Source organism: Pseudomonas sp. BR20 (assembly GCF_050780135.1).
Classification (GTDB): Bacteria; Pseudomonadota; Gammaproteobacteria; order Pseudomonadales; family Pseudomonadaceae; genus Aquipseudomonas.
On record NZ_CP172012.1, the window covers coordinates 6,621,164 to 6,647,475 of the forward strand.

The 26,312-nt window shown below is 61.3% G+C and carries 27 protein-coding genes and 1 pseudogene; 13 read left to right on the plus strand and 15 right to left on the minus strand.

The window, feature by feature from the left end:
* Positions 1–11 precede the first annotated feature (11 nt).
* The 4 genes and pseudogenes from ACHPFG_RS30600 to ACHPFG_RS30615 all read right to left on the minus strand — a co-directional run.
* Positions 12–770, minus strand: a complete 759-nt coding sequence (locus ACHPFG_RS30600) for a uroporphyrinogen-III synthase (protein WP_431701266.1) — start codon at positions 768–770, stop codon at positions 12–14.
* Positions 767–1,708: a hydroxymethylbilane synthase gene (hemC, locus tag ACHPFG_RS30605; protein WP_131697614.1), complete on the minus strand. Its 942-nt coding sequence runs from the start codon at positions 1,706–1,708 to the stop codon at positions 767–769. The genes ACHPFG_RS30600 and hemC overlap by 4 nt, the downstream gene beginning before the upstream one ends.
* 137 nt (positions 1,709–1,845) lie before the next feature.
* A complete protein-coding gene (locus ACHPFG_RS30610; protein WP_131697615.1) occupies positions 1,846–2,592 on the minus strand; it encodes a LytR/AlgR family response regulator transcription factor in 747 nt (248 codons plus the stop codon).
* A pseudogene (locus ACHPFG_RS30615) lies at positions 2,589–2,705 on the minus strand (sensor histidine kinase); the annotation flags it as partial. The pseudogene ACHPFG_RS30615 and the gene ACHPFG_RS30610, both read right to left, overlap by 4 nt.
* A gap of 389 nt (positions 2,706–3,094) precedes the next feature.
* Here ACHPFG_RS30615 and argH point away from each other — a divergent pair.
* Positions 3,095–4,489, plus strand: a complete 1,395-nt coding sequence (argH, locus tag ACHPFG_RS30620; protein ID WP_131697616.1) for an argininosuccinate lyase — start codon at positions 3,095–3,097, stop codon at positions 4,487–4,489.
* Between the two features lie 38 nt (positions 4,490–4,527).
* Here argH and ACHPFG_RS30625 read toward each other — a convergent pair whose 3' ends face one another.
* Entirely contained in the window at positions 4,528–4,671 is a 144-nt protein-coding gene (locus ACHPFG_RS30625; protein ID WP_431701267.1) for a hypothetical protein, read from the minus strand.
* Positions 4,672–4,762: 91 nt separating this feature from the next.
* On the opposite strand from ACHPFG_RS30625, the gene ACHPFG_RS30630 reads away from it, so the two are divergent.
* The 3 genes from ACHPFG_RS30630 to ACHPFG_RS30640 all read left to right on the plus strand — a co-directional run bounded on the left by ACHPFG_RS30630 (position 4,763) and on the right by ACHPFG_RS30640 (position 8,406).
* Positions 4,763–5,047, plus strand: coding sequence for a hypothetical protein (locus ACHPFG_RS30630; RefSeq protein ID WP_065926681.1), 285 nt, complete (start codon positions 4,763–4,765; stop codon positions 5,045–5,047).
* Positions 5,048–5,142: 95 nt separating this feature from the next.
* Entirely contained in the window at positions 5,143–5,397 is a 255-nt protein-coding gene (locus ACHPFG_RS30635) for a TIGR02647 family protein (RefSeq protein WP_145337429.1), read from the plus strand.
* Positions 5,398–5,565: 168 nt separating this feature from the next.
* Positions 5,566–8,406: a class I adenylate cyclase gene (locus ACHPFG_RS30640; protein WP_145337428.1), complete on the plus strand. Its 2,841-nt coding sequence runs from the start codon at positions 5,566–5,568 to the stop codon at positions 8,404–8,406.
* On the opposite strand, the gene rnk is transcribed toward ACHPFG_RS30640, so the two are convergent.
* The 3 genes from rnk to cyaY form a co-directional block, all read right to left on the minus strand.
* Positions 8,403–8,813 (minus strand): nucleoside diphosphate kinase regulator, encoded by a 411-nt coding sequence (gene rnk, locus ACHPFG_RS30645; RefSeq protein ID WP_131697619.1) that lies wholly within the window; start codon positions 8,811–8,813, stop codon positions 8,403–8,405. The genes ACHPFG_RS30640 and rnk overlap by 4 nt on opposite strands.
* A 131-nt stretch (positions 8,814–8,944) precedes the next feature.
* Complete coding sequence (locus ACHPFG_RS30650) at positions 8,945–9,163, minus strand: DUF1289 domain-containing protein (protein ID WP_431701268.1); 219 nt, start codon at positions 9,161–9,163, stop codon at positions 8,945–8,947.
* Positions 9,164–9,165: 2 nt separating this feature from the next.
* Complete coding sequence (cyaY, locus tag ACHPFG_RS30655; protein WP_223014022.1) at positions 9,166–9,498, minus strand: iron donor protein CyaY; 333 nt, start codon at positions 9,496–9,498, stop codon at positions 9,166–9,168.
* Between the two features lie 238 nt (positions 9,499–9,736).
* Between cyaY and lptM the strand changes: the two genes are divergently transcribed.
* Genes lptM through ACHPFG_RS30685 form a run of 6 tightly spaced genes read left to right on the plus strand, consistent with a single transcriptional unit; the run spans position 9,737 to position 14,322 of the window.
* Entirely contained in the window at positions 9,737–9,907 is a 171-nt protein-coding gene (gene lptM, locus ACHPFG_RS30660; RefSeq protein WP_010207449.1) for an LPS translocon maturation chaperone LptM, read from the plus strand.
* A 9-nt stretch (positions 9,908–9,916) separates the two neighbouring features.
* Entirely contained in the window at positions 9,917–11,164 is a 1,248-nt protein-coding gene (gene lysA, locus ACHPFG_RS30665; RefSeq protein WP_431701269.1) for a diaminopimelate decarboxylase, read from the plus strand.
* Positions 11,165–11,167: 3 nt separating this feature from the next.
* Positions 11,168–11,998: a diaminopimelate epimerase gene (dapF, locus tag ACHPFG_RS30670; protein WP_431701270.1), complete on the plus strand. Its 831-nt coding sequence runs from the start codon at positions 11,168–11,170 to the stop codon at positions 11,996–11,998.
* Between the two features lie 13 nt (positions 11,999–12,011).
* The gene (locus ACHPFG_RS30675) at positions 12,012–12,728 is read left to right on the plus strand and encodes a DUF484 family protein (RefSeq protein WP_131697623.1); all 717 of its coding nucleotides are present in this window, start codon (positions 12,012–12,014) and stop codon (positions 12,726–12,728) included.
* 2 nt (positions 12,729–12,730) lie between these two features.
* Positions 12,731–13,630 (plus strand): tyrosine recombinase XerC, encoded by a 900-nt coding sequence (gene xerC, locus ACHPFG_RS30680; protein WP_431701271.1) that lies wholly within the window; start codon positions 12,731–12,733, stop codon positions 13,628–13,630.
* A complete protein-coding gene (locus ACHPFG_RS30685) occupies positions 13,627–14,322 on the plus strand; it encodes an HAD family hydrolase (RefSeq protein WP_431701272.1) in 696 nt (231 codons plus the stop codon). Before xerC ends, ACHPFG_RS30685 begins: the two co-directional genes overlap by 4 nt.
* Positions 14,323–14,517: 195 nt before the next feature.
* On the opposite strand, the gene sutA is transcribed toward ACHPFG_RS30685, so the two are convergent.
* From sutA to glnK, 4 genes are all read right to left on the minus strand, one after another.
* Positions 14,518–14,853: a transcriptional regulator SutA gene (gene sutA, locus ACHPFG_RS30690; protein ID WP_131697626.1), complete on the minus strand. Its 336-nt coding sequence runs from the start codon at positions 14,851–14,853 to the stop codon at positions 14,518–14,520.
* A gap of 102 nt (positions 14,854–14,955) precedes the next feature.
* Positions 14,956–15,381, minus strand: coding sequence for a secondary thiamine-phosphate synthase enzyme YjbQ (locus ACHPFG_RS30695; RefSeq protein WP_431701273.1), 426 nt, complete (start codon positions 15,379–15,381; stop codon positions 14,956–14,958).
* Positions 15,382–15,580: 199 nt separating this feature from the next.
* Entirely contained in the window at positions 15,581–16,918 is a 1,338-nt protein-coding gene (locus tag ACHPFG_RS30700) for an ammonium transporter (RefSeq protein WP_131697627.1), read from the minus strand.
* Between the two features lie 34 nt (positions 16,919–16,952).
* Positions 16,953–17,291 (minus strand): P-II family nitrogen regulator, encoded by a 339-nt coding sequence (glnK, locus tag ACHPFG_RS30705; RefSeq protein ID WP_002555808.1) that lies wholly within the window; start codon positions 17,289–17,291, stop codon positions 16,953–16,955.
* A gap of 421 nt (positions 17,292–17,712) precedes the next feature.
* Between glnK and ACHPFG_RS30710 the strand changes: the two genes are divergently transcribed.
* Together ACHPFG_RS30710 and ACHPFG_RS30715 are read left to right on the plus strand one after the other, a co-directional pair.
* Positions 17,713–17,973 carry an accessory factor UbiK family protein gene (locus ACHPFG_RS30710; protein ID WP_027608312.1) on the plus strand — a complete coding sequence of 87 codons (261 nt, stop codon included), beginning with the start codon at positions 17,713–17,715 and terminating at the stop codon, positions 17,971–17,973.
* Positions 17,974–18,189: 216 nt separating this feature from the next.
* Positions 18,190–19,686, plus strand: coding sequence for a YifB family Mg chelatase-like AAA ATPase (locus tag ACHPFG_RS30715; RefSeq protein WP_431701274.1), 1,497 nt, complete (start codon positions 18,190–18,192; stop codon positions 19,684–19,686).
* A gap of 60 nt (positions 19,687–19,746) precedes the next feature.
* On the opposite strand, the gene ACHPFG_RS30720 is transcribed toward ACHPFG_RS30715, so the two are convergent.
* Both ACHPFG_RS30720 and ACHPFG_RS30725 read right to left on the minus strand, forming a co-directional pair.
* Positions 19,747–21,723: a methyl-accepting chemotaxis protein gene (locus tag ACHPFG_RS30720; protein WP_431701275.1), complete on the minus strand. Its 1,977-nt coding sequence runs from the start codon at positions 21,721–21,723 to the stop codon at positions 19,747–19,749.
* Positions 21,724–21,901: 178 nt separating this feature from the next.
* Positions 21,902–22,822, minus strand: coding sequence for a LysR substrate-binding domain-containing protein (locus ACHPFG_RS30725; protein ID WP_431701276.1), 921 nt, complete (start codon positions 22,820–22,822; stop codon positions 21,902–21,904).
* Positions 22,823–22,974: 152 nt separating this feature from the next.
* Between ACHPFG_RS30725 and ACHPFG_RS30730 the strand changes: the two genes are divergently transcribed.
* On the plus strand, positions 22,975–24,387 hold the full coding sequence (locus tag ACHPFG_RS30730; RefSeq protein WP_431701277.1) for a NorM family multidrug efflux MATE transporter: 1,413 nt from the start codon (positions 22,975–22,977) through the stop codon (positions 24,385–24,387).
* On the opposite strand, the gene ACHPFG_RS30735 is transcribed toward ACHPFG_RS30730, so the two are convergent.
* The gene (locus tag ACHPFG_RS30735) at positions 24,384–26,057 is read right to left on the minus strand and encodes a putative bifunctional diguanylate cyclase/phosphodiesterase (protein WP_431701278.1); all 1,674 of its coding nucleotides are present in this window, start codon (positions 26,055–26,057) and stop codon (positions 24,384–24,386) included. The genes ACHPFG_RS30730 and ACHPFG_RS30735 overlap by 4 nt on opposite strands.
* Positions 26,058–26,312: the final 255 nt, after the last annotated feature.

The following is a 26,312-nucleotide window of genomic DNA, read 5'->3' on the forward strand; positions in this document are numbered from 1 at the left end:
TCCTTTGCGTATCAGAGAGTGGGAACGGCATGACTCCGTAACGCCACTAACAAAGCCGCGGCGCTCGCGCCGCGACAATCCACAACTTTTTCTGCGCCAGCGGCCCGCGCCATCTCGGCGACTCGCGGGCTGGGCACGAACAACGGCAGCTGTGCCACCTGTGGCCAATCGGGTCCGGCCAAGGCTTGCAGGTGCAAAAAACCCTGCCCACTGCTGACCACCAGGCCGTTCAAGCGTTCCAACTGGATGCGCCGGGTCAGTACACCCGTGTCGTAAGTCGGCAGGAAACGGCGATATAACTCCAGGTAGTCGACACTAGCACCTTGCTCGCGCAAACGCTCAGCCAGCAGCTCCCGCCCCCCCTCGCCGCGCAGGATCAACACCCGCGCACCGGGCCGTGCGATAGCCTCGCGCAACGCAGGCAATTGAAGCAAGGCCTCGCTGTCGTCGCCGGTTTGGGGATAGTGAACGCAGAGGCCGTGATCAGCCAGGACCTGCGCGGTGGCCGCACCGACGCTGAACCACGACAGTTGCGGCCAGGCTTGATCCAACTGTTGCACGGCAAGCCGCGCGGCCGGTTTACTCACCACGATCACCGCACAATAGCGGCCAAGATCGTCGAAGATGGCCCGTTGTTCGGGGGTAACGGGTAACGGCTCGATGTCCAGCAAAGGCAGGCTGCTGCTGAAGATACCGGCTTCGGACAACGCCGCCGCCAGGGCCGTCGATTCCTCGGCAGGCCGTGTCAGCAGCACTCGCCAGTCGGTCACTGCGGGCCGGCCTCGCCGTAGACCTTTTGCAGAATGGCGCCAGCCCCCTTGTCCAACAGCTCTTCAGCCACCTGGACACCCAGGGCGACGGCATCACGTTGCGGACCACGGACTTCGGCAGTCAGCAGAGTGCCCCCTTCCGGATCCCCAACCAGGCCACGCAGCCACAGGTTTTCACCTTCGAGCACGGCGTAACAGGCGATCGGCACCTGACAGCCACCGTTGAGGTGCTTGTTCAGGGCGCGTTCGGCCGTGACGCGCACTTCAGTATCGTGGTGATCCAGGGGTTTGAGCAGAGCGTGGATTTCACTGTCGGCGGTGCGGCATTCAATGCCCACGGCGCCTTGCCCACCAGCAGGCAGACTGTCTTCGACGCTGATGGCCGAGGTGATGCGGTCTTCGAAGCCCAAACGGATCAGGCCGGCGGCAGCGAGGATGATCGCGTCATACTCACCGGCATCGAGCTTGGCCAGGCGGGTGTTGACGTTGCCACGCAGGAAGCGAATCTGCAGGTCCGGACGACGGGTCAACAATTGTGCCTGGCGACGCAGGCTGGAGGTGCCGACAATGCTGCCCAGAGGCAAGTCATCCAAGGACGCGAAGGTGTTGGAAACGAAGGCATCACGCGGGTCTTCACGTTCACAGATGCAAAACAGGCCCAGGCCTTCGGGGAAGTCCATGGGCACATCTTTCATTGAATGCACAGCGATGTCGGCTTCGTTTTCCAGCAGCGCTGTTTCCAGTTCCTTGACGAACAGGCCCTTGCCGCCGATCTTCGACAGCGGCGAGTCCAGCAGCTTGTCGCCGCGACTGACCATGGGCACCAGGGTCACCTTGAGGCCGGGATGGGCCTGCTCAAGGCGTGCTTTGACGTATTCGGCCTGCCACAAGGCCAGGGCGCTTTTACGGGTGGCGATGCGGATTTCGCGAGAGGACATGGATCAATCCGTACTGAATAGATACGGCAGATAATAACAGCTCAGGCAAATACGCTTTGATTTGAATCAGCAAGTGCGGGGCCTCCCTGGCCACGTCGCACCGGGATAAAGAATACAGTCTCGCCAAAACCCCCGGGCTAAAGCTGCTGCATCATCTTGCGCACGCCGGCGACATGGCGTCGGCTGACGATCAACGCATCCCCGTTAAGCCCTTTGAGGAACAACTGAAAGTGCCCGAGGGGCGTGCGCTGCAGGCGCTCGATTCGCTCGCGGGCCACTAGCGCGTTACGGTGAATACGCACGAAGCGGTCACCGAATTCATCCTCAAGGGCCTTGAGCGGCTCATCTAGCAACACTTCACCGGCCTCATGTCGCAAGGTCACGTACTTGTGATCGGCAATGAAGTAGACCACCTGGTTCAAAGGGATCAGCTCGATGCCTTTGCGTGTGCGGGCACTGATATGGCTGCGCGGCCCGTTACCACTTTGGGCGGCCGGCTGGGTCAGGGCAGCAAGCTGGGTGCGGTTGGGGCGTTCAGCTTTCTTCAGGGCCCTGAGCAAGGCTTCGGCAGTCACCGGCTTGACCACGAAGCTGACACCACTGGCCTCCAGTGTCTGCGCGGCAAACTCTTCCTGCGCCGCAAATAACACCACGGCGGGTGGCGATTCGCGCTCACTCAGTCGGGCGGCAACTTGCAGGCCATCAAGGCCCGGCATGCGGATATCGAGCAACACCACGTCCGGCTTGAGGCTGTCGATCAACGTCAACGCCTCCTCTCCGCTGGTGGCACTCGGTTCAAGGACTGTATAACCCTCGAGATCACTGACCAAACGGCTCAGTCGCTCGCGGGCTTGGGGTTCGTCATCAACGATCAGGACATTCATATAGCGCTGGATTCCTGCGTGAGTCTCGCACAAGGATAGCGTAGACAGGTGCGGTGACTTGCGTCACAGCGATCCACGCTAAGACTAGCGCGAGCGGCAAAAAGTGCCCTGACAGCGGCACCCATATTTACCCGGACCTGTTCAATAGCGCCCAAGACCTGCTGCCTTCGGGCATCGTCGTAGGGTTTGCTGATGCACAATCCGAATACCCCCCTTTTAAATGGATAGTCAGGCTCTGACCGCATTACCCGACTTTGGTGCATTCACACACTATCAGTCCAACTGTAGACGCTCGCCGAGACGATATTGCTCAATCGTCAAATATCGTATCAATAAGCAGCTGCCTCCAGTCTCGTCCTGGACGCTGTCGGCGGCAAGGCACTTAGCCATCCTTTGCACAAATAAAAATGCCGACGACCCGCAGCACCGCCTCCAAGGGCAACCCTGTTATTATCGCCGCCACACTTTCATGCCTCTTAATAAGCAGACCACGAGCGAATCCATGAGCACCGACAAGACCAACCAGTCCTGGGGCGGCCGCTTCAGTGAACCCGTCGACGCCTTCGTCGCCCGCTTCACCGCCTCCGTCACCTTTGACCAGCGCCTGTACCGCCACGACATCATGGGCTCCATCGCCCATGCGACGATGCTGGCCAAGGTCGGCGTGCTGACCGACGCCGAGCGCGACAGCATCATCGATGGCCTGACCACCATCCGCGGTGAGATCGAAGCCGGTACGTTCGACTGGCGTGTCGACCTGGAAGACGTGCACATGAACATCGAGGCCCGCCTCACCGACCGTATCGGTGTGACCGGCAAGAAACTGCACACCGGTCGTAGCCGTAACGACCAGGTGGCCACCGACATCCGCCTTTGGCTGCGCGACGAAATCGACCTGATCCTGGCCGAAATCACCCGCTTGCAGAAAGGTTTGCTGGAGCAGGCTGAGCGTGAGGCGGACACCATCATGCCCGGCTTCACCCACCTGCAAACCGCACAACCGGTGACCTTCGGTCACCACCTGCTGGCCTGGTTCGAAATGCTCAGCCGCGACTACGAGCGCCTGGTGGATTGCCGCAAGCGCGCCAATCGCATGCCGCTCGGCAGCGCCGCCCTGGCCGGCACCACGTACCCGATCGACCGTGAGTACACCGCACAACTGCTGGGCTTCGACGCCGTCGGCGGCAACTCTCTGGACGGCGTGTCGGACCGCGATTTCGCCATCGAATTCTGCGCCGCCGCCAGCATTGCGATGATGCACCTGTCGCGTTTCTCCGAAGAGCTGGTGCTGTGGACCAGTGCGCAATTCCAGTTCATCGACCTGCCGGACCGCTTCTGCACCGGCAGCTCGATCATGCCGCAAAAGAAAAACCCCGACGTGCCCGAGCTGGTGCGTGGCAAAAGCGGCCGTGTATTCGGCGCACTGATGGGCCTGCTGACCCTGATGAAAGGCCAGCCTTTGGCCTACAACAAGGACAACCAGGAAGACAAGGAACCGCTGTTCGACGCCGCCGACACCCTGCGCGACTCGCTGCGCGCGTTTGCCGACATGATCCCGGCGATCAAGCCCAAGCACGCGATCATGCGTGAAGCGGCCCTGCGCGGTTTCTCCACGGCGACTGACCTGGCGGACTACCTGGTACGCCGTGGCCTGCCGTTCCGCGACTGCCACGAGATCGTTGGCCATGCGGTGAAGTACGGCGTGGACACCGGCAAGGACCTGGCGGAAATGAGCCTGGAAGAACTGCGCCAGTTCAGTGACCAGATCGAACAGGACGTGTTTGCCGTGTTGACCCTGGAAGGCTCGGTGAATGCCCGTAACCACGTGGGCGGTACCGCGCCGGCGCAGGTGAAGGCAGCCGTCTTGCGCGGCCAGGCCCTGCTCGCCAGTCGCTAAAAAATGTGTGAGGGGGGCAAGCCCCCTCACACACTTGATCACTTTTTGGCCGCAATCATCGCCATGAACGCCGGCATCGCTGCTTCCCTGTCCGCCGCCACCTTCTGCGCATTGGGCATGGCAGGCAGCCTCTCCAGAAACAGCTTCTCCCCCACCGCACAGGCGAGGTTCACGCTGTACATGAAGCCGCTGCAAGCGTTATAGCCCGCCTGGCCAGCAGCATCACCTGCCTGAATGGGGGTAGACTTGCGCCCTTTCCTTGAGGAGCCTGCCATGAGCGAGCCGACCGATATCGACAGCGACGAAGAAGAGTTCACCGAAAACACCTTGATCGAAGCGATCGAAAACCAGATCGAAAGCGACAACCCACCTGCCGCCAAGGCCACTTTCAACAAACTGACTCTGGTGGGTTATGAGCGTGAGGAGATCCTGAACCTCATGGCTCATGTGTTGGCTTTCGAGATCGATGCGATGCTGGATGATGACCGCGCATTCAATACCGAATGGTATGAAACAGCGCTGCGGGCACTGCCTGAGCTGCCTCCCGAAAAGGAATAATCCCGGCACACCGCAACACGCTGGACAGTTCGGCAAAGTGCGTTCACCTTATGGCCTGCTAGCCTCTAATAAATTTTAGAAAGTCTGGAGTCCTTATGTCGTATACCCCTGAGTTGGTTGCCGAACTGGAAATCCTTGCACTCTTCAACCTGGGTAGCTCCCAGGAAGGTCTGAAAGTCCACCAGACCGCCGCTCCCACTGCCATCGCTGCTGCCCGGCGCCTGTATGACAAAGACTTGATCGACCAGCCAGATGGCGGTTATCTGACCAGCCTTGGCCGGGACGCTGCCGAGCACGCACAAAGCCTGCTGACTATTCTGACGACCGCCGCGACCAAAGAAGCCGCCTGATACTTGATACCGCCCATGGAGTCCGCCCCGTGCGGATTCCGAGGGCGTTGCTGTGGGAACGAGAAAATTCTGACGTCAAAAACCATTTCCCTCTAAACCTCCTGCACTACTGAATGTAAACTCCTACACGGCCGCCCATGTCGGGCCCTGCGAGCCACCGAGTTCGACATGACCCGCACCCATGAAATCCGCCCTGACCTGGACGAAGGCATCGACCGCAAGGTGCTGGCCCAATTGCGCGCGCGCTTCATGGCCCTCAATGAAGGGCGCATGGCGCGTGCCGTCGAAGGGCTGACGCCGCGCCAGCAAAGCGTGCTGACCCTTCTGCCGCTGTTTTTTCACGTCAATCATCCGCTGTTGCCAGGTTACGTATCGGGCAGCACGCCAGCCGGGCTGTCGAACTTCGAGCCCGACGCCCAGGCCCTGACCGAAGCCCAGCGCTTGACCCGCTCGTTCTCTTACAAGCCGCGTCCGGTCAATCAACCCAAACCGATCCACGGCCTGTTCCTGATGGGCAGCCTCGGCACCCTGGCCCAGGCCGATCAGAGTGACATGGATGTGTGGGTGTGCCACGCCCCCGACCTGGGTGAAAACGAGCTCGCGGAGCTGCGCAAAAAATGCCAACTGCTGGAAGCCTGGGCCCTCACGATGGGCGCCGAGGCACACTTCTTCCTTATCGAGCCGACGCGCTTCGTACTCGGCGAGCGCGATACGCAGCTGAGTTCCGACGACTGCGGCACGACCCAGCACTACCTGTTGTTGGACGAGTTCTACCGCACAGCCATCTGGCTGGCCGGGCGCACGCCGATCTGGTGGCTGGTGCCGGTGTATGAAGAAACCCGCTATGCGGAATTCACCCACACACTGATCTCAAAGCGTTTTATCCGCGCCGATGAAACCCTCGACCTCGGCCACCTGGCGCGTATCCCTCCCGGTGAATTCATTGGTGCCGGGCTGTGGCAACTGTTCAAGGGCATCGAGTCGCCCTACAAGTCGGTACTCAAGCTGCTATTGACCGAGGTCTACGCCAGCGAGCACCCGAACGTGCATTGCCTGAGCCTGCGCTTCAAGCGCGCGGTGTTCGCCAACCAGATGGACCTGGATGAGCTGGACCCGTACATCGTGGTGTACCGCCGTATCGAGGAGTACCTCAGGGCACGCAACGAGCCCGAGCGCCTGGAACTGGTGCGCCGCGCCTTGTACCTGAAGGTCAACCGCAAACTCAGCGCCGGCCAGCGCAATGCCAGCTGGCAACGGCTGTTGCTGGAACGCCTGGCCCATGAGTGGGGCTGGGACCAGCGCCAACTGGCGCTGCTGGACAGCCGCAGCCAGTGGAAAGTACGCCAGGTGGCCTCCGAGCGCCGGGCCCTGGTCAGCGAACTGAACTACAGCTATCGCTTCCTGACCCAATTCGCCCGTACCGAACAGACCGTCAGCCTGATCAACAAGCGTGACCTCAATGTGCTCGGTCGGCGCCTGTATGCTGCCTTTGAACGCAAGGCCGGCAAAGTCGAATTCATCAACCCCGGCATCGCCCCGGACCTGGCCGAAGACACCCTGACCCTGGTGCAATCGCCCAACCGCAAGGAGCCCGGCCAGCACCACTGGGGCCTGTACAACGGTAACCTCACAGCCCTGGAGTGGGAGCACTTCGCGCCGATCAAGCGCAGCCGCGACCTGCTGGAAATGCTCACCTGGTGCCACCGTAACGGCGTCATCGACAGCAGCACCCGCCTGGCGCTGCACCCCGGCACCAGCGACATGACCGAATTCGAGCTGTTCAACCTGCTGGGCAGCCTGCAACAGACGATCGCCCTCCCCCTGGCCAGCGTTGATGAAGCGCGCCTGCTGCGCTCAGCGGTGCCCGAGGAAGTGTTGTTGCTGATCAACGTCGGCGTCGACCCACTCAAGCATCATCGCGACCTGAATATCCTGATGACGACGGAGCGCACCGACTCCCTGAGTTATGCCGGTGTGCGCGACAACCTCGTACTGACCCTGGACCAGGTCACGCTCAACAGTTGGAACGAGGTGATGGTCAGCCGCTACGACGGCCCGCACGCCCTGCTCGATTGCCTGCGCGACTACCTCAATCAACTGCCGTCAGATCACTTGCCACGCCTGCGGGTGCGCTGCTTTTGCCATAACCGTGCGCAATTCATTGCCCAGCGCGTGGAAGAAGTCTTCGATACCGCGCAAAACCTGCTGCTGGGTCAAGGTAACCACCGCTACTTGCTCCAAGTGCAGCAGCACTATCACGTGATGGAGTTGATGCCGGGCCAGGCCACCCACGTATCGCTGGCGACCCAGGATGCACTGGTTGCCTATCTCAGCGAGGAGCTGGCCAGCTACAGCCCGCTGCATCTGGATGCCATGGCCCTGGAAGACCACGACCTGGCGCTGTTGCTGCCCATGGGCATGGCCGATTGCGTGCAGGTGTTCTACCGGGTCAACGAAGGCTTCGCCGAGCTGTATGTGCTGGATGAGTTCAACGCGCTCTGGCAGCAGAGCTTGCCGTTTCATGATGAGCAGAGCCTGTTGGCACCGCTGCAGCGCTTTTTGCAGTCGATCATCTATCGCCGGGAAGCGCTGTCGCCATTGGATACGCAACAACCGTTGGGCGAGGTGCAAACCTTGTACTACCAACTGTTGCCGTCGGGAGGCACGCGCGCGCGCGGCGTCGAGCCGCGGCCGGCCCCGCAAAATCCCGCCAACAAACCGTTTTATGACGTGCAGGCGATTATCGGCAAGGCGGCGCAGGGCCAGGTAGGCATTACCCTGTACTGCAATCAGCGGGAATTTTCAGAACTGGAATTCGGCGACCAGCTCTTTGCCGTGGTCGCCCAGGAGATCGTCGGTCAACGCCGGGAAGCCGAGCGCTACCGCTGCTACATCACCGACCTCGACCTGTCGGGGCTGCTCGGTGATGTGCAAAGCCCAAGCAATTTGTATCTGCGCTACAAGGCCGAGCTGGAGCTCGCGCTGAATGAAGCGCTGAGCCAGATTTAGAGAGGGAAGGCACCGCCATCTTTCGGCTGGCCTTCAACGCTGAGCAGTTCAAGCTTGAGGGTCTTGCCACCCGGTGCCGGCCAATCGATGTGCTGCCCTACCTGCAAGCCAAGCAAGGCACTGCCCACCGGGGCCAGGACCGAAATCTTGCCTGCATCTGCGTTCGCATCTTTCGGGTAGACCAGGGTCAGGTGGTAGTCCTTGCCGCTGCCTTGCTCACGGCAATGCACGCTGGAGTTCATGGTCACGACCGTTGCAGGCACTTCATCGTGGCCAACCACTTCTTCGGCGCGGTCGAGTTCGGCTTGCAGCGCAATAACGCCCGGCTGCGTCTCGTCCATACGGTCGATCAATTGCTCAAGACGCTGCACATCAAGACGGGTGAGGATGATGGAAGGTGCGGTCATGATTCAGGCAGACTCCTTTTTTCTGCACAAAAAAGCAAAACCCCGCCAGGAAAAGGCGGGGTTCTCACGGGCCTCGATGAGTTGAGGCGTACCCGGACACTATCACAGCAGCGCAAATAAACAAGACGGGCTCAAGACGCCGCCTTGCGTTGCTCGGCCTGGGCCACGATCACTCGGCGCCGCTGATCATCGGCGGAGCGCCATTCACGGATGTCTTCCACATGGCGGAAGCAGCCGAGGCAGACTTTTTGCTCGTCCAGGCGACACAAACTGATACAAGGTGACGGCACCGCCGGGCTGACATTACTGAACAGCGGCTTGGGTGGGCGTGCGGGTGCAGGTTGCGTCACGATCAAATCTCGTCGAAGTCCAGGTCAGCGCCGGACTGTTCCTTCGTGAGACGAGCCAGCATTTCGCTCAGCAGTTCCTCAGTGGTGTCGTGTGCCCAACGATTTTCTTCTTCGTCGTAGTCGAAGTGAAAACCACCGGAACGTGCAGCCAGCCACAGCTGACGCAACGGCTCCTGGCGACTGAAGATCAACTGGGTGCCGTTCTCGAACTTGACGGTCAGCACGCCGGCCGAGTTTTCCAGGTCCACATCCAGGCCGCTATCGTCAAAAATATCTTCCAGCGCCTGCTGGGTCGCATCCACCAGGTCGTGAAAACGGGCTTCGGTCAAACTCATTGTGGCAACCTCAAAAGTGTCTGGTTTTGCTCAAGCGCCGCACGATACGGGCGAGCCTCGCCGATTGCAAAGGATACCGATTTCAGCACGATTGACGGCGTGAAATATCCTCAACCAGCGTAGTCCGCTTCCCGGTCATCTCGGCAAACCCCCGCCGGACGGGTATTTCAGCGCATAGGCAAGCTGGCGGGTGGTCGGTATACTCGGGCGCAATTAATGCATATTCAAGGATTTCGCCATGAAGCGCCTGATCTCTTCCCTTGCTGCGCTCGTCGCGGTCGCTTGCCTCGTTAGTGCCTGTGGTCAAAAAGGCCCGCTGTACCTGCCCGATGACAGCAAAGACCCGAATGAACAGGCGCAATCGTCGCAAAAGCCATCCAAAGCGCATAAGCACGACACCTACGAATAAGGGAACTCCATGGACGCTTTTAACTACCGGGACGGCGAGCTGTTCGCGGAAGGCGTGGCGTTGTCCGCGATTGCCCAGCGCTTTGGTACCCCAACCTACGTGTACTCCCGTGCGCATATCGAAGCCCAATACCGCTCGTTCACCGACCCTCTCGATGGCGTACCGCACCTGGTGTGCTACGCAGTCAAGGCCAACTCCAACCTGGGTGTACTGAATGTCCTGGCGCGTCTGGGCGCCGGTTTCGACATCGTCTCCCGTGGCGAGCTGGAACGGGTCCTGGCCGCCGGCGGCCAGGCCGACAAGATCGTGTTCTCCGGCGTCGGCAAGAGCCGCGAGGACATGCGCCGGGCCCTGGAAGTCGGCGTGCATTGCTTCAATGTCGAATCCACCGACGAGTTGGAGCGCCTGCAAGTCGTCGCGGCCGAGATGGGCGTTCGTGCGCCGATCTCCCTGCGCGTCAACCCGGACGTCGATGCCGGCACCCACCCGTACATTTCCACCGGTCTCAAAGAGAACAAATTCGGCATCGCCATTGCCGACGCCGAAGACGTGTACATCCGCGCCGCCCAGCTGCCGAACCTGGAGGTGCTGGGTGTCGACTGCCATATCGGCTCGCAACTGACCACACTGCCACCGTTCCTGGATGCCCTCGACCGCCTGCTGGCATTGATCGACCGCCTGGGCGAATGCGGTATCTACCTGCACCACATCGACCTCGGCGGTGGCGTGGGCGTGCGTTATCGCGATGAAGAACCCCCGGCGATCGCCGACTATATCCAGGCCGTGCGTGAGCGCATCGAAGGCCGCGACCTGACGCTGATGTTCGAGCCGGGCCGCTATATCGTCGCCAACGCCGGCGTGCTGCTGACCCAGGTCGAGTACCTCAAGCACACCGAGCACAAGGACTTTGCCATCGTCGACGCGGCGATGAACGACCTGATCCGCCCTGCGCTGTACCAGGCCTGGATGAATGTCACCGCGGTGACGCCTCGCAACAGCGAAGTGCGCGCCTATGACATCGTCGGCCCGATCTGCGAGACCGGTGACTTCCTGGCCAAGGATCGTCAACTGGCCCTGGAAGAAGGCGACCTGCTGGTCGTGCATTCGGCCGGTGCCTACGGGTTTGTCATGAGTTCCAACTACAACACCCGCGGGCGTACCGCCGAGGTGCTGGTGGACGGTGATCAAGCGTTTGAAGTGCGTCGCCGCGAGACGGTAGCCGAGTTGTATGCTGGCGAAAGCCTGCTGCCGGAGTAAGCCATGCTGCTGCGTTTTACCAAGATGCACGGGCTGGGCAACGATTTCATGGTCCTCGACCTGGTCAGCCAGCACGCGCACATCCTGCCCAAGCACGCTAAACAGTGGGGCGACCGGCATACCGGGATTGGTTTCGACCAATTGTTGATCGTCGAGGCGCCAAGCAACCCGGAGGTGGATTTCCGTTATCGGATCTTCAACTCCGACGGCTCCGAAGTGGAACAGTGCGGCAACGGTGCGCGCTGCTTTGCACGCTTTGTGCTGGACAAGCGCCTGACCGCCAAGCGGCAGATTCGCGTCGAGACCAAGAGCGGTGTGATCGAGCTGGATATCCGCAGCGACGGCCAGATCAGCGTCAACATGGGTGCGCCACGCCTGGTGCCGGCGGATATTCCGTTCCAGGCCACCGAGCAGGCCACCAGCTATGCAGTGGATGTCGACGGCGAGATCGTCGACCTGGCGGCCGTCTCCATGGGCAACCCCCATGCCGTGCTGCGGGTCAACGACATCAACACTGCGCCCGTGCATGAACTGGGGCCGAAGATCGAAAACCACCCGCGCTTTCCGGCGCGGGTCAATGTGGGCTTCCTGCAGGTGATTGACCGTTCCCGCGCGCAATTGCGTGTGTGGGAACGCGGCGCCGGCGAAACCCAGGCCTGCGGTACAGGTGCTTGCGCCGCTGCCGTGGCCGCGATCAGCCAGGGGTGGATGGATTCGCCGCTGTTGATCGACCTGCCCGGTGGACGCTTGTCCATCGAATGGGCAGGCCCTGGCCACCCGGTGATGATGACCGGGCCGGCCTCGCGCGTATACGAAGGACAGGTCCGTCTATGAGTGAGCCAAGCCAATGACCGATAAGCCTCAAGTGCCCGCACAAGCAACCCCGAGCGAAAGTCTGGAGGCCGCTGCCGTCGCGGCGTACCTTGAGGCTAATCCGGACTTCTTCGTCGAACACGAAGAACTGCTGCCGGCCCTGCGCATCCCCCACCAGCGTGGCGATACCGTATCGCTGGTGGAGCGACAGATGAAGATCCTGCGCGAGCGCAATATCGAAATGCGCCACAAGCTCTCGCACCTGATGGATGTCGCCCGCGACAACGACCGTCTGTTCGAGAAAACCCGCCGCCTGATTCTTACCCTGATGGACGCCGGCAGCCTGGAAGAAACGGTGATTGCCGTGGAAGACAGCCTGCGCCAGGACTTCCAGGTGCCTTTTGTCAGCCTGATCCTGTTCAGCGACAACCCGATGCCGGTAGGTCGCTGGGTCAGCGGCAACGACGCACAAACCGCGATCGGCGGCCTGCTTTCCGAAGGCAAGACCATCAGCGGCACCTTGCGCGAGCATGAACTGGACTTCCTGTTCGGCGCCGAACAGCGCAAGCAGATCGGCTCTACCGCCGTAGTCGCCCTCAGCCATCAAGGCCTGCACGGCGTACTGGCCATTGCCAGCCGCGATCCCGCGCACTACAAAAGCTCGGTGGGCACGCTGTTCCTGACCTACATCGCCGAAGTGCTGGGCCGCGTATTGCCGCGCTTCACCACCGCCCTTCGCGCGGTGCGCTAGCCATGGAACGGCAACTGGACGCTTATTGCGCTCACCTGCGCAACGAGCGCCAGGTGTCGCCCCATACGCTGGAAGCTTACCGACGGGACTTGAACAAGGTCCTGGCCTACTGCGAAAAACAGCAGATCGGCAGTTGGAAGGCCCTGGATATCCAGAGCCTGCGCAGCCTGATCGCAAGGTTGCACCAGGCGGGCCAGTCCTCACGCAGCCTGTCGCGCCTGCTGTCGGCGGTGCGCGGCCTGTATCACTACCTCAATCGCGAAGGCCTCTGCGACCACGACCCGGCCAATGGCCTGGCTCCGCCGAAAGGCGAACGACGCCTGCCCAAGACCCTGGATACCGACCGCACCCTGCAGTTGCTCGATGGCGCCGTGGAGGACGATTTCCTCGCCCATCGCGACCAGGCGATCCTCGAACTGTTCTACTCTTCAGGCCTGCGCCTATCGGAGCTGACGGGGCTGAACCTCGATCAACTGGACCTGGCCGACGGCCTGGTGCAGGTGCTCGGCAAGGGCAGCAAGACTCGGGTGCTGCCGGTGGGCAGGAAAGCCCGCGAAGCCCTGCAAACCTGGCTGCCGCTGCGCGCCCTGGCCAACCCGGTGGACGACGCGGTGTTTATCAGCCAGCAAGGTCGGCGCCTGGGGCCACGCGCCATCCAGGTACGGGTCAAGGCCGCGGGCGAGCGCGAGCTGGGGCAGAACCTGCACCCGCATATGCTGCGGCACTCCTTTGCCAGCCATATGCTGGAATCGTCCCAGGATCTGCGCGCCGTGCAGGAACTGCTCGGCCATTCCGATATCAAGACCACGCAGATCTACACCCATCTGGACTTCCAACACCTGGCAACGGTCTACGACAGCGCCCATCCACGGGCCAAACGCATCAAGGGCGGCGACTCATGAGTATCAAGCTGATCACCTTCGACCTGGACGACACGCTCTGGGACAACGTACCCGTCATCATCGGCGCCGAAGCGTCGATGCGCGAATGGCTGGCCACCCACGCCGCCAAAGTTGGCGACCTGCCCCTGGAGCATTTTGCCAGCCTGCGCCAGCAGGTACTGCAACGTCATCCCGAACTCAAACACCGCATCAGCGTCCTGCGCCACCGAGTCTTGATGCATGCGTTTGAAGAGGCCGGTTACCCACAGCCTGAGGCCACGGAAATGGCCGACGTGTGCTTCGAAGCGTTCATTCACGCCCGCCATCAGCTCACACCCTTCCCTGAAGCCGAGCCGATGCTGCAAGCACTGCGCCAGCACTTTCTGCTGGGTGTGATCACCAATGGCAATGCCGATGTGCAGCGTGTTGGCCTGGCGGACTATTTTCACTTTGCGCTGCGCGCTGAAGATATCGGCATCGCCAAGCCGGATGCGCGGCTGTTCCAGGAAGCGCTGCAGCGCGGCGGAGTAGATGCCAGTGCGGCGGTGCATGTTGGCGACCACCCCGGGGACGACATTGCTGGGGCGCAGCAGGCGGGGCTGCGGGCGGTGTGGTTTAACCCGTCGGGCAAGGTGTGGGAAGGGGATAAACTCCCGGACGCACAGATTCGCAGCCTGACGGAGTTGCCGGCGTTACTTCATAGCTGGCAGTAATACGGGTGAGAAAAATGTGGGAGGGGGCTTGCTCCCGATAGCGGTGTATCAGTCTCCCGATGTATTGACTGACCTACTGTAATCGGGAGCAAGCCCCCTCCCACACTTGATTGGGGGTGACCTGTAGCCGGTTATTACAGGCATGAAAAAACCCGCAGCGACGGCGGGCTTTTTCTTACAAGCAGGTGGCTGACCTTAGATAGGTCGGCTGCCGTACTTGTTATCCGGCTTCTTGGGCGGGTCTGCAACCACATTGGGCTCGACTTCGACCACTTTGCCGCCTTTGGCAAGAAACTCTTCCATCGCACGGGCCAGCGCATCGCGCTCTTTATTCTTGGCTTCAACGCTCGGCAATTCATCTACCGAAACAGCAGCCTTGGCTTTGCCCTTGGCTTTGGGAGCCGCGTCATCGCCACCACCGTCATCGGCCTCGTCAGCAACGTCGTCAACTGCTGCCGCATCAAGACTATCTTCGGCCTCGTCGTCGTCACCTACTTCGAGGTCGTCGTTTTCCAGATCATCGTCGCTCATGTTCTACCTCATGACTTGCGAAAAGCAGATTAGTTATAGCCCAGCTTCATCCTCTGTCGAGGTCACCGGGGAAAAATCAACATCCACCGGATAACCAGTGGCTTATGCCCCATCACCGTGCAAGGTGGCGAGGACTTTACGAGCACCGCCATGATCACGGTGCTCGCCCAGATAAACACCTTGCCAGGTCCCTATCGCCAAGCGGCCGGCCTTGACCGGCAAACTCAGCTGGCAGCCCAGGAGACTGGCCTTGAAGTGCGCCGGCAGATCATCCAGACCTTCGTCGTTGTGTTCGAACCCGGCGCGGCCCTGCGGCACCAGCGAGTTGAAAAAACGCTCGAAGTCACGACGAACCGCCGGATCGGCATTCTCGTTGACGGTCAACGAGGCCGAGGTGTGCTGCAGCCACAGGTGCAACAGGCCCACACGGCAGGCCTTCAGTTCAGGCAAACCGGCAAGCAACTCGTCAGTCACCAGGTGAAAGCCCCGGGGCTTGGCCCGCAGGGTAATCAGGGTCTGTTGCCACATACAGTTCTCCGCCCATCGGCGCGCATTCTAGCGCGCTCTGGGAAAAAACAAAGTGCCGAATACGCCTACATGCCTGTAAGACATTCGCACGGTGGAAAGTGCATGACAAACTCTGCGCAAAAACCGGCACAGCTTGTTATGACTGACAAACGCCAGGCAAAAAAATGCCCGGCAAGCCGGGCATCTTTTTTTCGCGTACTTACAGGTTGTAGCCGCGTTCGTTGTGTTGCGCCAGGTCGAGGCCGACAGCCTCTTCCTCTTCGGTGACACGCAGGCCCATGACCATGTCCAGCACCTTGAGGATGACGTAGGTGACGATGGCCGTGTAGATCACGGTGAAGCCGACACCTTTGCACTGGATCCAGACTTGAGCTGCGATGTCAGTCACGGTGCCGAAGCCGCCCAATGCAGGGGCTGCAAACACACCGGTGAGGATCGCACCGACGATACCACCGATACCGTGCACGCCGAATGCGTCCAGGGAGTCGTCATAGCCCAGTTTGCGCTTGAGGCTGGTGGCGCAGAAGAAGCAGATCACACCGGCCACCAGGCCGATCACCAGAGCGCCCATCGGGCCAACAGTGCCAGCGGCAGGCGTAACGGCTACCAGACCAGCCACGACACCCGAGGCGATGCCCAGTGCGCTTGGCTTACCGTGAGTGATCCACTCGGCGAACATCCAGCCCAGTGCTGCAGCAGCGGTAGCAATCTGAGTCACCAGCATCGCCATACCGGCGGTGCCGTTGGCCGCAGCCGCCGAGCCGGCGTTGAAGCCGAACCAGCCAACCCACAGCATGGCAGCACCCACCAGGGTGTAGCCCAGGTTGTGAGGCGCCATTGGAGTGGTCGGGAAGCCTTTACGCTTGCCGAGCACGATGCACGCCACCAGGCCAGCAACACCGGCATTGATGTGCACCACGGTGCCGCCGGCGAAGTCCAGCACGCCCCAGTCCCATAGCAGGCCACCGTTGCCGCTCCACACCATGTGGGCGATTGGCGCATAGACCAGAGTGAACCAGATAGCCATGAAGATCAGCATGGCGGAGAACTTCATGCGTTCGGCGAACGCACCGACGATCAGTGCCGGGGTGATGATGGCGAAGGTCATCTGGAAGGTGATGAACACTGCTTCCGGGAACAGCGCAGCCGGCCCGGTGATGCTGGCTGGGGTCACACCCGCCAGGAACGCCTTGCCCATGCCGCCGAAGAAGGAATTGAAGTTGACCACACCCTGTTCCATACCCGTGGTATCGAACGCGATGCTATAGCCGTAGACGACCCACAGGATGCTGATCAGGCCCGTGATGGCGAAGCACTGCATCATTACCGAAAGAATGTTTTTGGAGCGCACCATGCCGCCGTAGAACAGCGCCAGGCCTGGAATGGTCATGAACAGCACCAGCGCAGTGGATGTGAGCATCCAGGCGGTGTCGCCGGAATTGAGGACTGGAGCAGCCACTTCGTCTGCCGCCATGGCCAGGCTTGGCATTACGATGGACAACAGGGCTCCGAGCCCTGCGAATTTACGCAGAGTCATATTGTTTTCTCCTGGGGCGTTGGGGTTTGGCGGCTTAGATTGCGTCGGTATCGGTTTCGCCGGTACGGATGCGAATAGCCTGTTCCAGATTGACCACGAAGATCTTGCCGTCACCGATCTTGCCGGTGTTGGCGGCCTTGGTTATCGCCTCGATAACCCGGTCAAGATCCTTGTCGTCAATAGCGACATCAATCTTCACCTTCGGCAGGAAATCGACTACATATTCCGCGCCGCGATACAGCTCGGTGTGACCCTTCTGCCGACCGAAGCCCTTGACCTCAGTAACGGTAATGCCCTGCACGCCGATCTCGGACAACGACTCGCGTACATCGTCCAACTTGAACGGCTTGATGATGGCAGTGACTAGCTTCATGAAAACTCTCTCCCGAATTGGTGGACTTGCCCCAGGAAAACAAACCCGTCTCAAGTCTAAGCGCAGTGCCTGGCTTTGTAACGCATCGTCGCAGGGCAGTTGCCATTGCGACGCCAGCGAACCACTGGTGACGAAACCTGTACCCCTGATCCGTCGGCGCACTGCATTCGTCACAGCGACTGCATCAGTGCATGGGTCATGATCGTCTAAGCAGAAACCTTGCCAGCTCCGTAAAAATCACTGAAATCAGTCCTTTGCCCACTCAAGCCCACCAGCGGGGCTATCTGGCGACGGCAATGCGCACTAAAACAGCGCATAGCTGCCCAGCCTGATGCGCGAAAAGCGTGCGACTCAGGCCGTGAAAAAGACTATAGACGCTGCGTGATACACTGCCCGCCAACAGTTTTCCGGAATATTCCTCATGCTCGCGCCCAAAGACCTCCTCGACGCCCTGAGCGGCCACGCCTCTCGTCTGTTCAGCGGCGACACCCCGCTGCCCCGCAATGAAATCGAAAGCCAGTTCAAGGCCTTGCTGCAAAGCGGTTTCAGCAAGCTCGACCTGGTGAGTCGTGAAGAGTTTGATAGCCAGATGGTGGTTCTCGCCCGCACCCGTGCGCGGTTGGAGAGCCTGGAGGCGAAAGTTGCAGAGCTGGAAGCACGGTTGACCCCTCCTGCTGAATAAATGCGATCAGTGTGGGAGGGGGCTTGCTCCCGATGGCGGTGTATCAGCCGGTATCAATGCTGACTGACACATTGCTATCGGGAGCAAGCCCCCTCGCACATTTGCTCAACCTTTTGTTCTGGATACGTTCTGTAAAACCTCCCCGCCTCGCTCTTCCCTACCTCGTCTACCCTTGAAACACCGCAGGAAGCGGCCTCCCCTTTTCAAGGAACGAGCATGTCCCTCGCCATCGTCCACAGCCGCGCCCAGATCGGCGTCGAAGCCCCTGCCGTCACCGTCGAGGTGCATATGGCCAATGGTCTGCCGTCCCTGACGCTGGTGGGGCTGCCGGAAACCGCGGTCAAGGAAAGCAAGGACCGCGTACGCAGCGCTATTCTCAACTCCGCGTTGCAATACCCTGCCCGCCGGATCACCCTCAATCTAGCGCCCGCCGACCTGCCCAAGGACGGCGGCCGTTTTGACCTGGCGATTGCCCTGGGAATCCTGGCGGCCAGCGCGCAGGTGCCGGCGTTGATGCTCGATGACGTGGAATGCCTGGGGGAGTTGGCGCTTTCCGGCGAAGTGCGTGCGGTAAAAGGCGTGTTGCCAGCCGCGCTGGCGGCGCGCAAGGCCGGGCGCACCGTGATAGTGCCTCGGGCGAATGCCGAGGAGGCGTGCCTGGCGTCGGGGTTGAAGGTGATTGCGGTGGACCACCTGCTGCAAGTGGTGGCGCACCTGAATGGGCATGTGCCGATCGAGCCATACAAGTCCGATGGTTTGATGTACTTGAACAAGCCCTATCCGGACCTGAGTGAAGTCCAGGGCCAGCTCGCGGCCAAGCGAGCGTTGCTGATTGCGGCAGCGGGCGCGCATAACCTTTTGTTCAGTGGGCCGCCCGGCACCGGCAAGACCTTGCTCGCCAGCCGCCTGCCAGGTTTGTTGCCGCCGTTGAGCGAACAGGAGGCGCTTGAGGTTGCCGCGATTCAATCAGTTGTAAGCCTGGCACCGCTGAGCCATTGGCCCCATCGACCGTTCCGCCAACCGCATCACTCGGCATCAGGCCCGGCACTGGTGGGCGGCGGCTCGAAACCACAGCCGGGAGAAATCACCCTGGCTCATCATGGGGTGCTGTTTCTCGATGAGCTGCCGGAATTTGATCGCAAGGTGTTGGAAGTGCTGCGTGAACCGCTGGAGTCGGGGCATATCGTGATTTCCCGCGCTCGCGACCGAGTGAGTTTCCCGGCGCGCTTCCAACTGGTCGCGGCGATGAACCCCTGCCCTTGCGGCTATATGGGCGAACCCAGCGGGCGCTGTCGCTGTACGCCGGAGCAGATTCAGCGGTATCGCAACAAGCTCTCAGGACCGCTGCTGGACCGGATTGACTTGCACCTGACCGTGGCAAGGGAAACGACGGCGCTGAACCCGATCCAACAGGTGGGCGAGGATACCGCCCATGCCTCAGCGCGGGTCGCCCAGGCTCGCGAGCATCAGCAAAAGCGCCAGGGCTGTGCGAATGCCTTTCTTGATCTGCCGGGGCTGCGCGAGCACTGCAAGCTCGCGAAGGTGGATGAAAGCTGGCTGGAAACGGCCTGTGAACGACTGACCCTATCGTTGCGCGCGGCCCATCGACTGCTCAAGGTGGCACGCACCCTGGCGGATCTGGATCAGGTAGATACCATTACCCGCGACCACCTGAAAGAGGCCCTGCAATACCGCCCGGCGGCGATCACTTAAGCTTGGCGCAGAGCCAAATGTGGGAGGGGGTGAACCTCCCACATTTTGTACAGCGGTGGCTCAGCGAAACCGATCCACCTCATGGCGCAGGCTCGCCGCCAATGTCTCCAGTTCCTTGGCGGTAATCGCCAGGTTGGACACCACTTCCCGCTGCTCGCTGTTGGCCAGCGCGATGCTCTGCAGGTTGCTGCTGAGCAAGGTCGCGGTGCTGCTCTGCTCTTGGGTGGCGGTGGTAATCGCGGCGAATTGCTGGCCGGCCGAGCGACTTTGCTCGTCGATACGCGCCAGGGCCGAGGCCACGTCGGCGTTGCGCGACAGGCCTTCCTGCATCAGCGCGTTGCCTTGCTCCATGGTGCTGATGGCGTTGCCCGTTTCCTTCTGAATGCTCTGGATCATGCCGGAAATTTCATCGGTGGCTTCACGGGTACGCGATGCCAGGTTACGTACTTCGTCGGCCACCACAGCAAACCCACGGCCTTGCTCCCCTGCGCGGGCGGCTTCAATGGCGGCGTTGAGCGCCAGCAAGTTGGTCTGTTCGGCAATCGAGGTGATCACGCCGACGATCCCGCCGATTTCCTGGGAGCGCTGGCCGAGGGTGTTGATCACCGTGGCCGTGCTGTTCAGGGCGGTGGCGATGTGTTCCAGCGACGACGACGCCTCCTGCATCGAGGTGCGGCCAATGCGGGTCTGCTGGGCGTTTTCCTGGGCCAGGCGTTCGGTATTGCCCATGTTGTCGGCGATATTCAACGACGTGGCGCTGAACTCCTCTACCGCGCCGGCCATGCTGGTGATTTCGCCGGATTGCTGCTCCATGCCCTCATAGGCACCGCCGGACAAGCCGGATAAGGCCTGGGCGCGGCTGTTGACCTCTTCGGCTGCGTTACGGATATGCGAGACCATGGTCGACAGCGCTTCGCCCATCTGGTTGAAGCTGCGCGCCAGTTGGCCGATTTCGTCATGGCTGGACACGTTCAAGCGCGCGCTCAGATCGCCCGCCCCCAGGGACTCGGCCTGACGCACCAGGTCACTCAGGGGCTGCAACTTGCTGCGCAGCAGCCAGACCGTGGCGCCCACCGCCAGCAACATCGCCAGCACGCTGCCGATCACCAGGCGAATACCCACGGCCCAGGTCACAGCACGGATTTCAGCTTTCGGCATGCTCGCGACTACAGCCCACGGACCACCTTCGAACGGTACCGAAACGCTATAGAAATCTTCGTTCTTGTCGCTCCAGAAGCGGCCTTTGCCTGGGGTCTTGGCCAGGTCCAGCATCACCGGCACCGATTGATCCAGCGCCTGCACGCCGGCGGGTGGCACCAGCCAGTGCTTTTGCTCATCCAGCAGCGCAAGGGAACCGGTCTGGCCAATTCGGAAACGCTTGAGGTTTTCGAATTGGGCGTTCTGCGCATCGGTGTAGTCAAAACCGATGAACAGCACGGCGATGACCTTACCGCCGCTGTCACGCACCGGGCTGTACTGGGTCATGTAGGAGCGATCGAACAACACCGCCCTGCCGATGTAGGTCTGCCCACCCACAACGCGCTGATAGGCCGGGCCCTGACGGTCGAGGACGGTGCCGATGGCGCGGTTGCCATCCTGCTTGGTCAGGGACGTGCTGATCCGGATGAAGTCGTCGCCACTGCGCACAAATACGGTGGCCACGCCGCCGGACATTTGCTTGAACTCATCCACTTCATCAAAGTTGTTATTCAGCACCTCGCTGCCCAGGTACAGGCTGGGCGTCTGAACACCGGCTACGGTCACGGGTTGGTCCACATGCACGCTCAACCCGGCGCCGAAGCGCTTTTCAAACAGCCCGCTCAAACGCTGAGTGCTCTCGCGCAAGGTGCCGTGGAAGGTATTGAGCTGGTCGGCGAGCAGACGCGCCTCACTGGCCAGGTGTTCCTCGCGGGTGTCGAGGTTGGCGGAGTCGAGGGAACGCAAGGCAAACACCGTACTGCCGCTGATAACGACAGCCAGAATCACGGCTAACGCGAGGCCTAACTGGGAGGCAATCCGGGCGCGAGGTTGAGACATGACAGCTCCTGGCCGAGGCCAGGATCATCCTGATCTCATAGCGCTGCTCGGCAAATTATCTGATGGGAAACGTTGGTGCACGATAGTTCCAACACACCTACTTCGGCTGGCCGCAGCAATACTTGAGCGATTCACAGGGGTATGACGCAAACGGTTGCGAACCAACGCTTCCACCCCTTCAGTCGAGGCGCTCTACCGCAGGCAACACCATCGCCTGCACCTCGCCTTGCAGAAAATCCGCCAACCGTCGCAAGCGCTCGCCGCCAGGGCGGGTTTTTGGCCACACCAGGTAGTAACTTTCCCCACTGGCCACCGCCGTCGGCCACGGCAGGCTCAATCGTCCCTGGGCGACGTCTTCAGCCACCATCAGCAAATCGCCCATGGACACGCCGTAGCCCCGCGCAGCAGCGATCATGCCCAGCTCCAGGGTGTCGAACACCTGCCCGCCCTTGAGTGACACTTGGGACGACAGCTGCATGCGCTCCAGCCAGTTGCGCCAGTCTCGCCGGTCGGGCGTGGGGTGCAGCAACTCGGCGGTGGCCAGGCGCGCGGCATCCCAAGGTCCATCCTCCAGCAGGTTCGGCGCGCCGACAGGAATCAACAGCTCCGGGAACAGGTAACGGGCCTCCCAATCCGCTGGAAAATGCCCATCGCTCAGCAGCACCGCACAGTCGAAAGGCTCCTGATTGAAGTCCACCTCGTCCACGCTCATCCAGGCGCTGGTCAGTTGCACCTCATTGCCCGGCTGCAGCGCCCGGAAGCGGCTGAGCCGCGCGAGCAGCCAGCGCATGGTCAATGTGGAGGGGGCCTTCATGCGCAGGATGTCATCTTCGGCATTCAAGGTATGGCAGGCCCGCTCCAGCGCCGCAAACCCTTCGCGCACGCCGGGCAACAACAGGCGCGCCGCCTCAGTGAGCTGCAAGGCGCGGCCGTTGCGCTGGAACAGGCGGCAGGCGAAATGCTCTTCGAGCGTGCGGATATGTCGGCTCACCGCACTTTGGGTAATCGACAGCTCCTCCGCGGCGCGGGTGAAGGAGCTGTGCCGCGAGGCCGCTTCAAAGGCACGCAACGCATAAAGAGGAGGAAGACGACGAGACATTGGGAAAGCTCCGACAGCACAGTGCTGAAACCCTACCAGAATCAATCAGACATGAGTTTTAATCATGCAAACGATCGCATTTATCCCTTTGTGCAATGGGCTGGAAGCGCCGAGAATCAACCCCTCCCCAACCCTCTGACTTTTTGAGCGTGATGATCATGCAGCATCCGGCACGTACCGAACTCTGGGCCATTCTGCGGCTGTCAGGGCCGTTGATTGCCTCACAGTTGGCACACATGCTGATGGTGTTGACCGACACCCTGATGATGGCGCGCCTGAGCCCCGAAGCCCTGGCCGGTGGCGGCCTGGGCGCGGCGAGTTATTCGTTCGTCGCGATTTTCTGCATCGGCGTGATTGCCGCCGTGGGCACCTTGGTTGCGATCCGCCACGGCGCGGGCGATATCGAAGGCGCCACCCGCCTGACTCAGGCCGGGCTGTGGCTGGCCTGGCTGATGGCCTTGGCGGCGGCCCTGCTGCTGTGGAACCTCAAGCCGGTGCTGCTGATGTTCGGCCAGACCGAAACCAACGTGCACTCGGCAGGGCAATTTCTGACCATGCTGCCGTTCGCCCTGCCTGGCTACCTGAGCTTCATGGCCCTGCGCGGTTTCACCAGCGCCATCGGCAAGGCCACTCCGGTGATGGTGATCAGCCTCGGCGGCACGGTGGTCAACTACCTGCTCAACCACGCGCTGATCGAAGGCATGTTCGGCCTGCCCAAGCTCGGCTTGATGGGCATTGGTTTAGTCACGGCCATTGTCGCCAACAGCATGGCGCTGGCGTTGATGTGGTACATCCGCAGCAACCGGGCTTATGCAGCCTACCCGCTGGGCACCGGGCTGCTGCGCCTCAACACCCAGTACTTGCGCGAGCTGTGGCGCCTGGGCCTGCCGATTGGCGGTACCTATGCGGTGGAGGTCGGGCTGTTTGCCTTTGCGGCACTGTGCATGGGCACCATGGGCAGCACGCAGTTGGCAGCGCACCAGATCGCCCTGCAAATCGTGTCGGTGGCCTTTATGGTGCCCGCGGGGATGTCCTACGCGGTGACCATGCGCATCGGCCAGCATTACGGCGCCGGGCAATTGCTGCATGCGCGCATGGCCGGGCGCGTCGGCATAGGCTTTGGCGCGGCAATAATGCTGGGATTTGCCGCCGTGCTGTGGCTGTTTTCAGACCCGCTGATTGGACTGCTAATCGACCACGACAACCCGGCGTTCCACGATGTGATCGTCCTGGCCGTCAGCCTGCTCGCCGTCGCAGCATGGTTCGAACTGTTCGACGGCGTGCAAACCATCGCGATGGGTTGCATTCGCGGGCTCAAAGACGCCAAGACCACCTTCCTGATCGGTGCAGGCTGCTACTGGTTGATTGGCGCGCCTTCAGCCTGGTTGATGGCCTTCACGTTGGGCTGGGGTCCCACCGGCGTGTGGTGGGGCCTGGCGCTGGGCCTGGCTTGCGCCGCGATTAGCCTGACCTGGGCGTTTGAAGCGAAGATGAAGCGGATGATTCGCCGGGAAGGCCCGGAGCCCGAAGCCGACACCGGCTTTCAGGCTGCACAGGTTGACTAGAGCCCCTCGCTCACGCAGGTGTGCTGGCCATTGCCGAAGGTCAGGTATTCCACCAACTCCGGCAACGGCAGCGGCTTGCTGATCAGGTAACCCTGGGCCTGGTCGCAGCCGAACAGCCGCAACAGCGCCAGTTGCTCGGGGGTTTCCACACCTTCGGCCACCACTTCCAGATTGAGGTTGTGCGCCAGGTTGATCATGGCGTGCACCAGCTTGCGGTTTTCCTCACGCTCTTCCATGCCGCCGACAAAGCTCTTGTCGATTTTCAACAACGCAATCGGCAGGCTGTTGAGGTGCACGAACGAAGAGAAACCGGTGCCGAAGTCATCCAGGGAAAACCGCACGCCCAAACGGCCAAGGGCGTCCATGGTCTGCTTGACCAGGTCACTGCGGCGCATCACGGCGGTTTCGGTCAGTTCGAATTCCAACCATTGCGCTTCCACGCCGCGCTCGCTGATCAGCCGGCTCAGCGTAGAAAGCAGCTGGCTGTCCTGGAACTGGCGAAACGACAGGTTTACCGCCATATGCAGCGGCGGCAGGCCGCGTTCGCGCAGGTCTTGCATGTCACGCAAGGCCCGGGAAATCACCCAGTAACCCAACGGTACAATCAGCCCACTCTGTTCGGCCAGTGGCACGAATTCACTCGGCGGCAACAGGCCACGCTCGCCGTGGCGCCAGCGCACCAGGGCTTCCAGGCCAACGATATGCCCGTCGTCCAGGTCGAGGCGCGGCTGGTAATGCAGTTCCAGTTCATCGCGGCGCAAGGCACGGCGCAGCTCGCTTTCCAGGTCGGCCAGGCTGCGCGCGTTGCGGTTGATGCGCTCGTTGAAGATGTGAAAGGTGCAGCCCTGGGTGCTCTTGGCTTGCTGCATGGCGATGTGGGCGTGCCACATCAGCGGGTCGGCGCCGGCACGGGCGCGGGCATGGGCCACGCCCAGGCTGCAACCGATCAGCAGGCTTTCGCCATCCACCCAATACGGCTCGGCCATCGCTTCGGTGATGCGCTCGGCCATCCACTCCGCGCGCTGGGGCGCGCGGCGCGTATCAATCAGCAGGGCAAATTCGTCGCTGCCCAGGCGCGCCAGTTGATCACCGGCTTCGAGCTGGCTCTTGAGCCGCGAGACCACTTGCAGGATCAAGCGGTCGCCAGCCTGATGGCCGAGGGCATCGTTGGCATGGCGGAAATTATCGAGGTCCAGGTGACCGAGGGCCAAGCCGCGGCCTTCGTTCTCGGCCAACCGAGCGGCCAGCAGAGTCTGAAAGCCCTGGCGGTTGGCGATGCCGGTGAGCGGATCCTGCTCGGCCAGGCGTTGCAGGGTGTTTTCCAGCACACCACGCTCACGCACATGGCGCAGGCAACGACGCAGGGTGTCGGCGTCCAACGCATTGCGGATCAGCCAGTCACTGACGCCGAGCGGCGAAACAAGCGGTTCCTGCTCCAACAACAACACGCACGGCAAGCTGCAACGACCAGGGCCGGGTTGCAGGCTGGGCGTGGTCAACAGCACGGCGCTGTCGTCGTCATCGAACAGACGACTCACCGAGTCCCAGTTGGGTGCGCTGATCAGCACAGCCCCATCGCCCATCGGCGCCAGGCACTCGCGCAACAACGCTGCCCACTCAGGCGTATCGGCCAGTAGCAGCAAACGCAAGGGTTCGACAGGCGTAGACAAGCTAGCTCCCTAGACTCTGCAAAAATTCGTTGGCGGCGGGCATTATGACGTGCGGCCTGATAATCACCAATGATAGGGGTTATCAAATACGCAGGCTGTAAGCAATTGTCTTAAAAACCCAGACATCCTGCGGCAAAGTATCAAAAGCGGCAAATTTAGATCGAGTGGTACGTCACACCGTCGATCCAGGGCAGCAGAATCTTGCCAGCCTGTTAAAATGCCCGCCCTTTTGAACAACGACTCCCTGAATTCCGT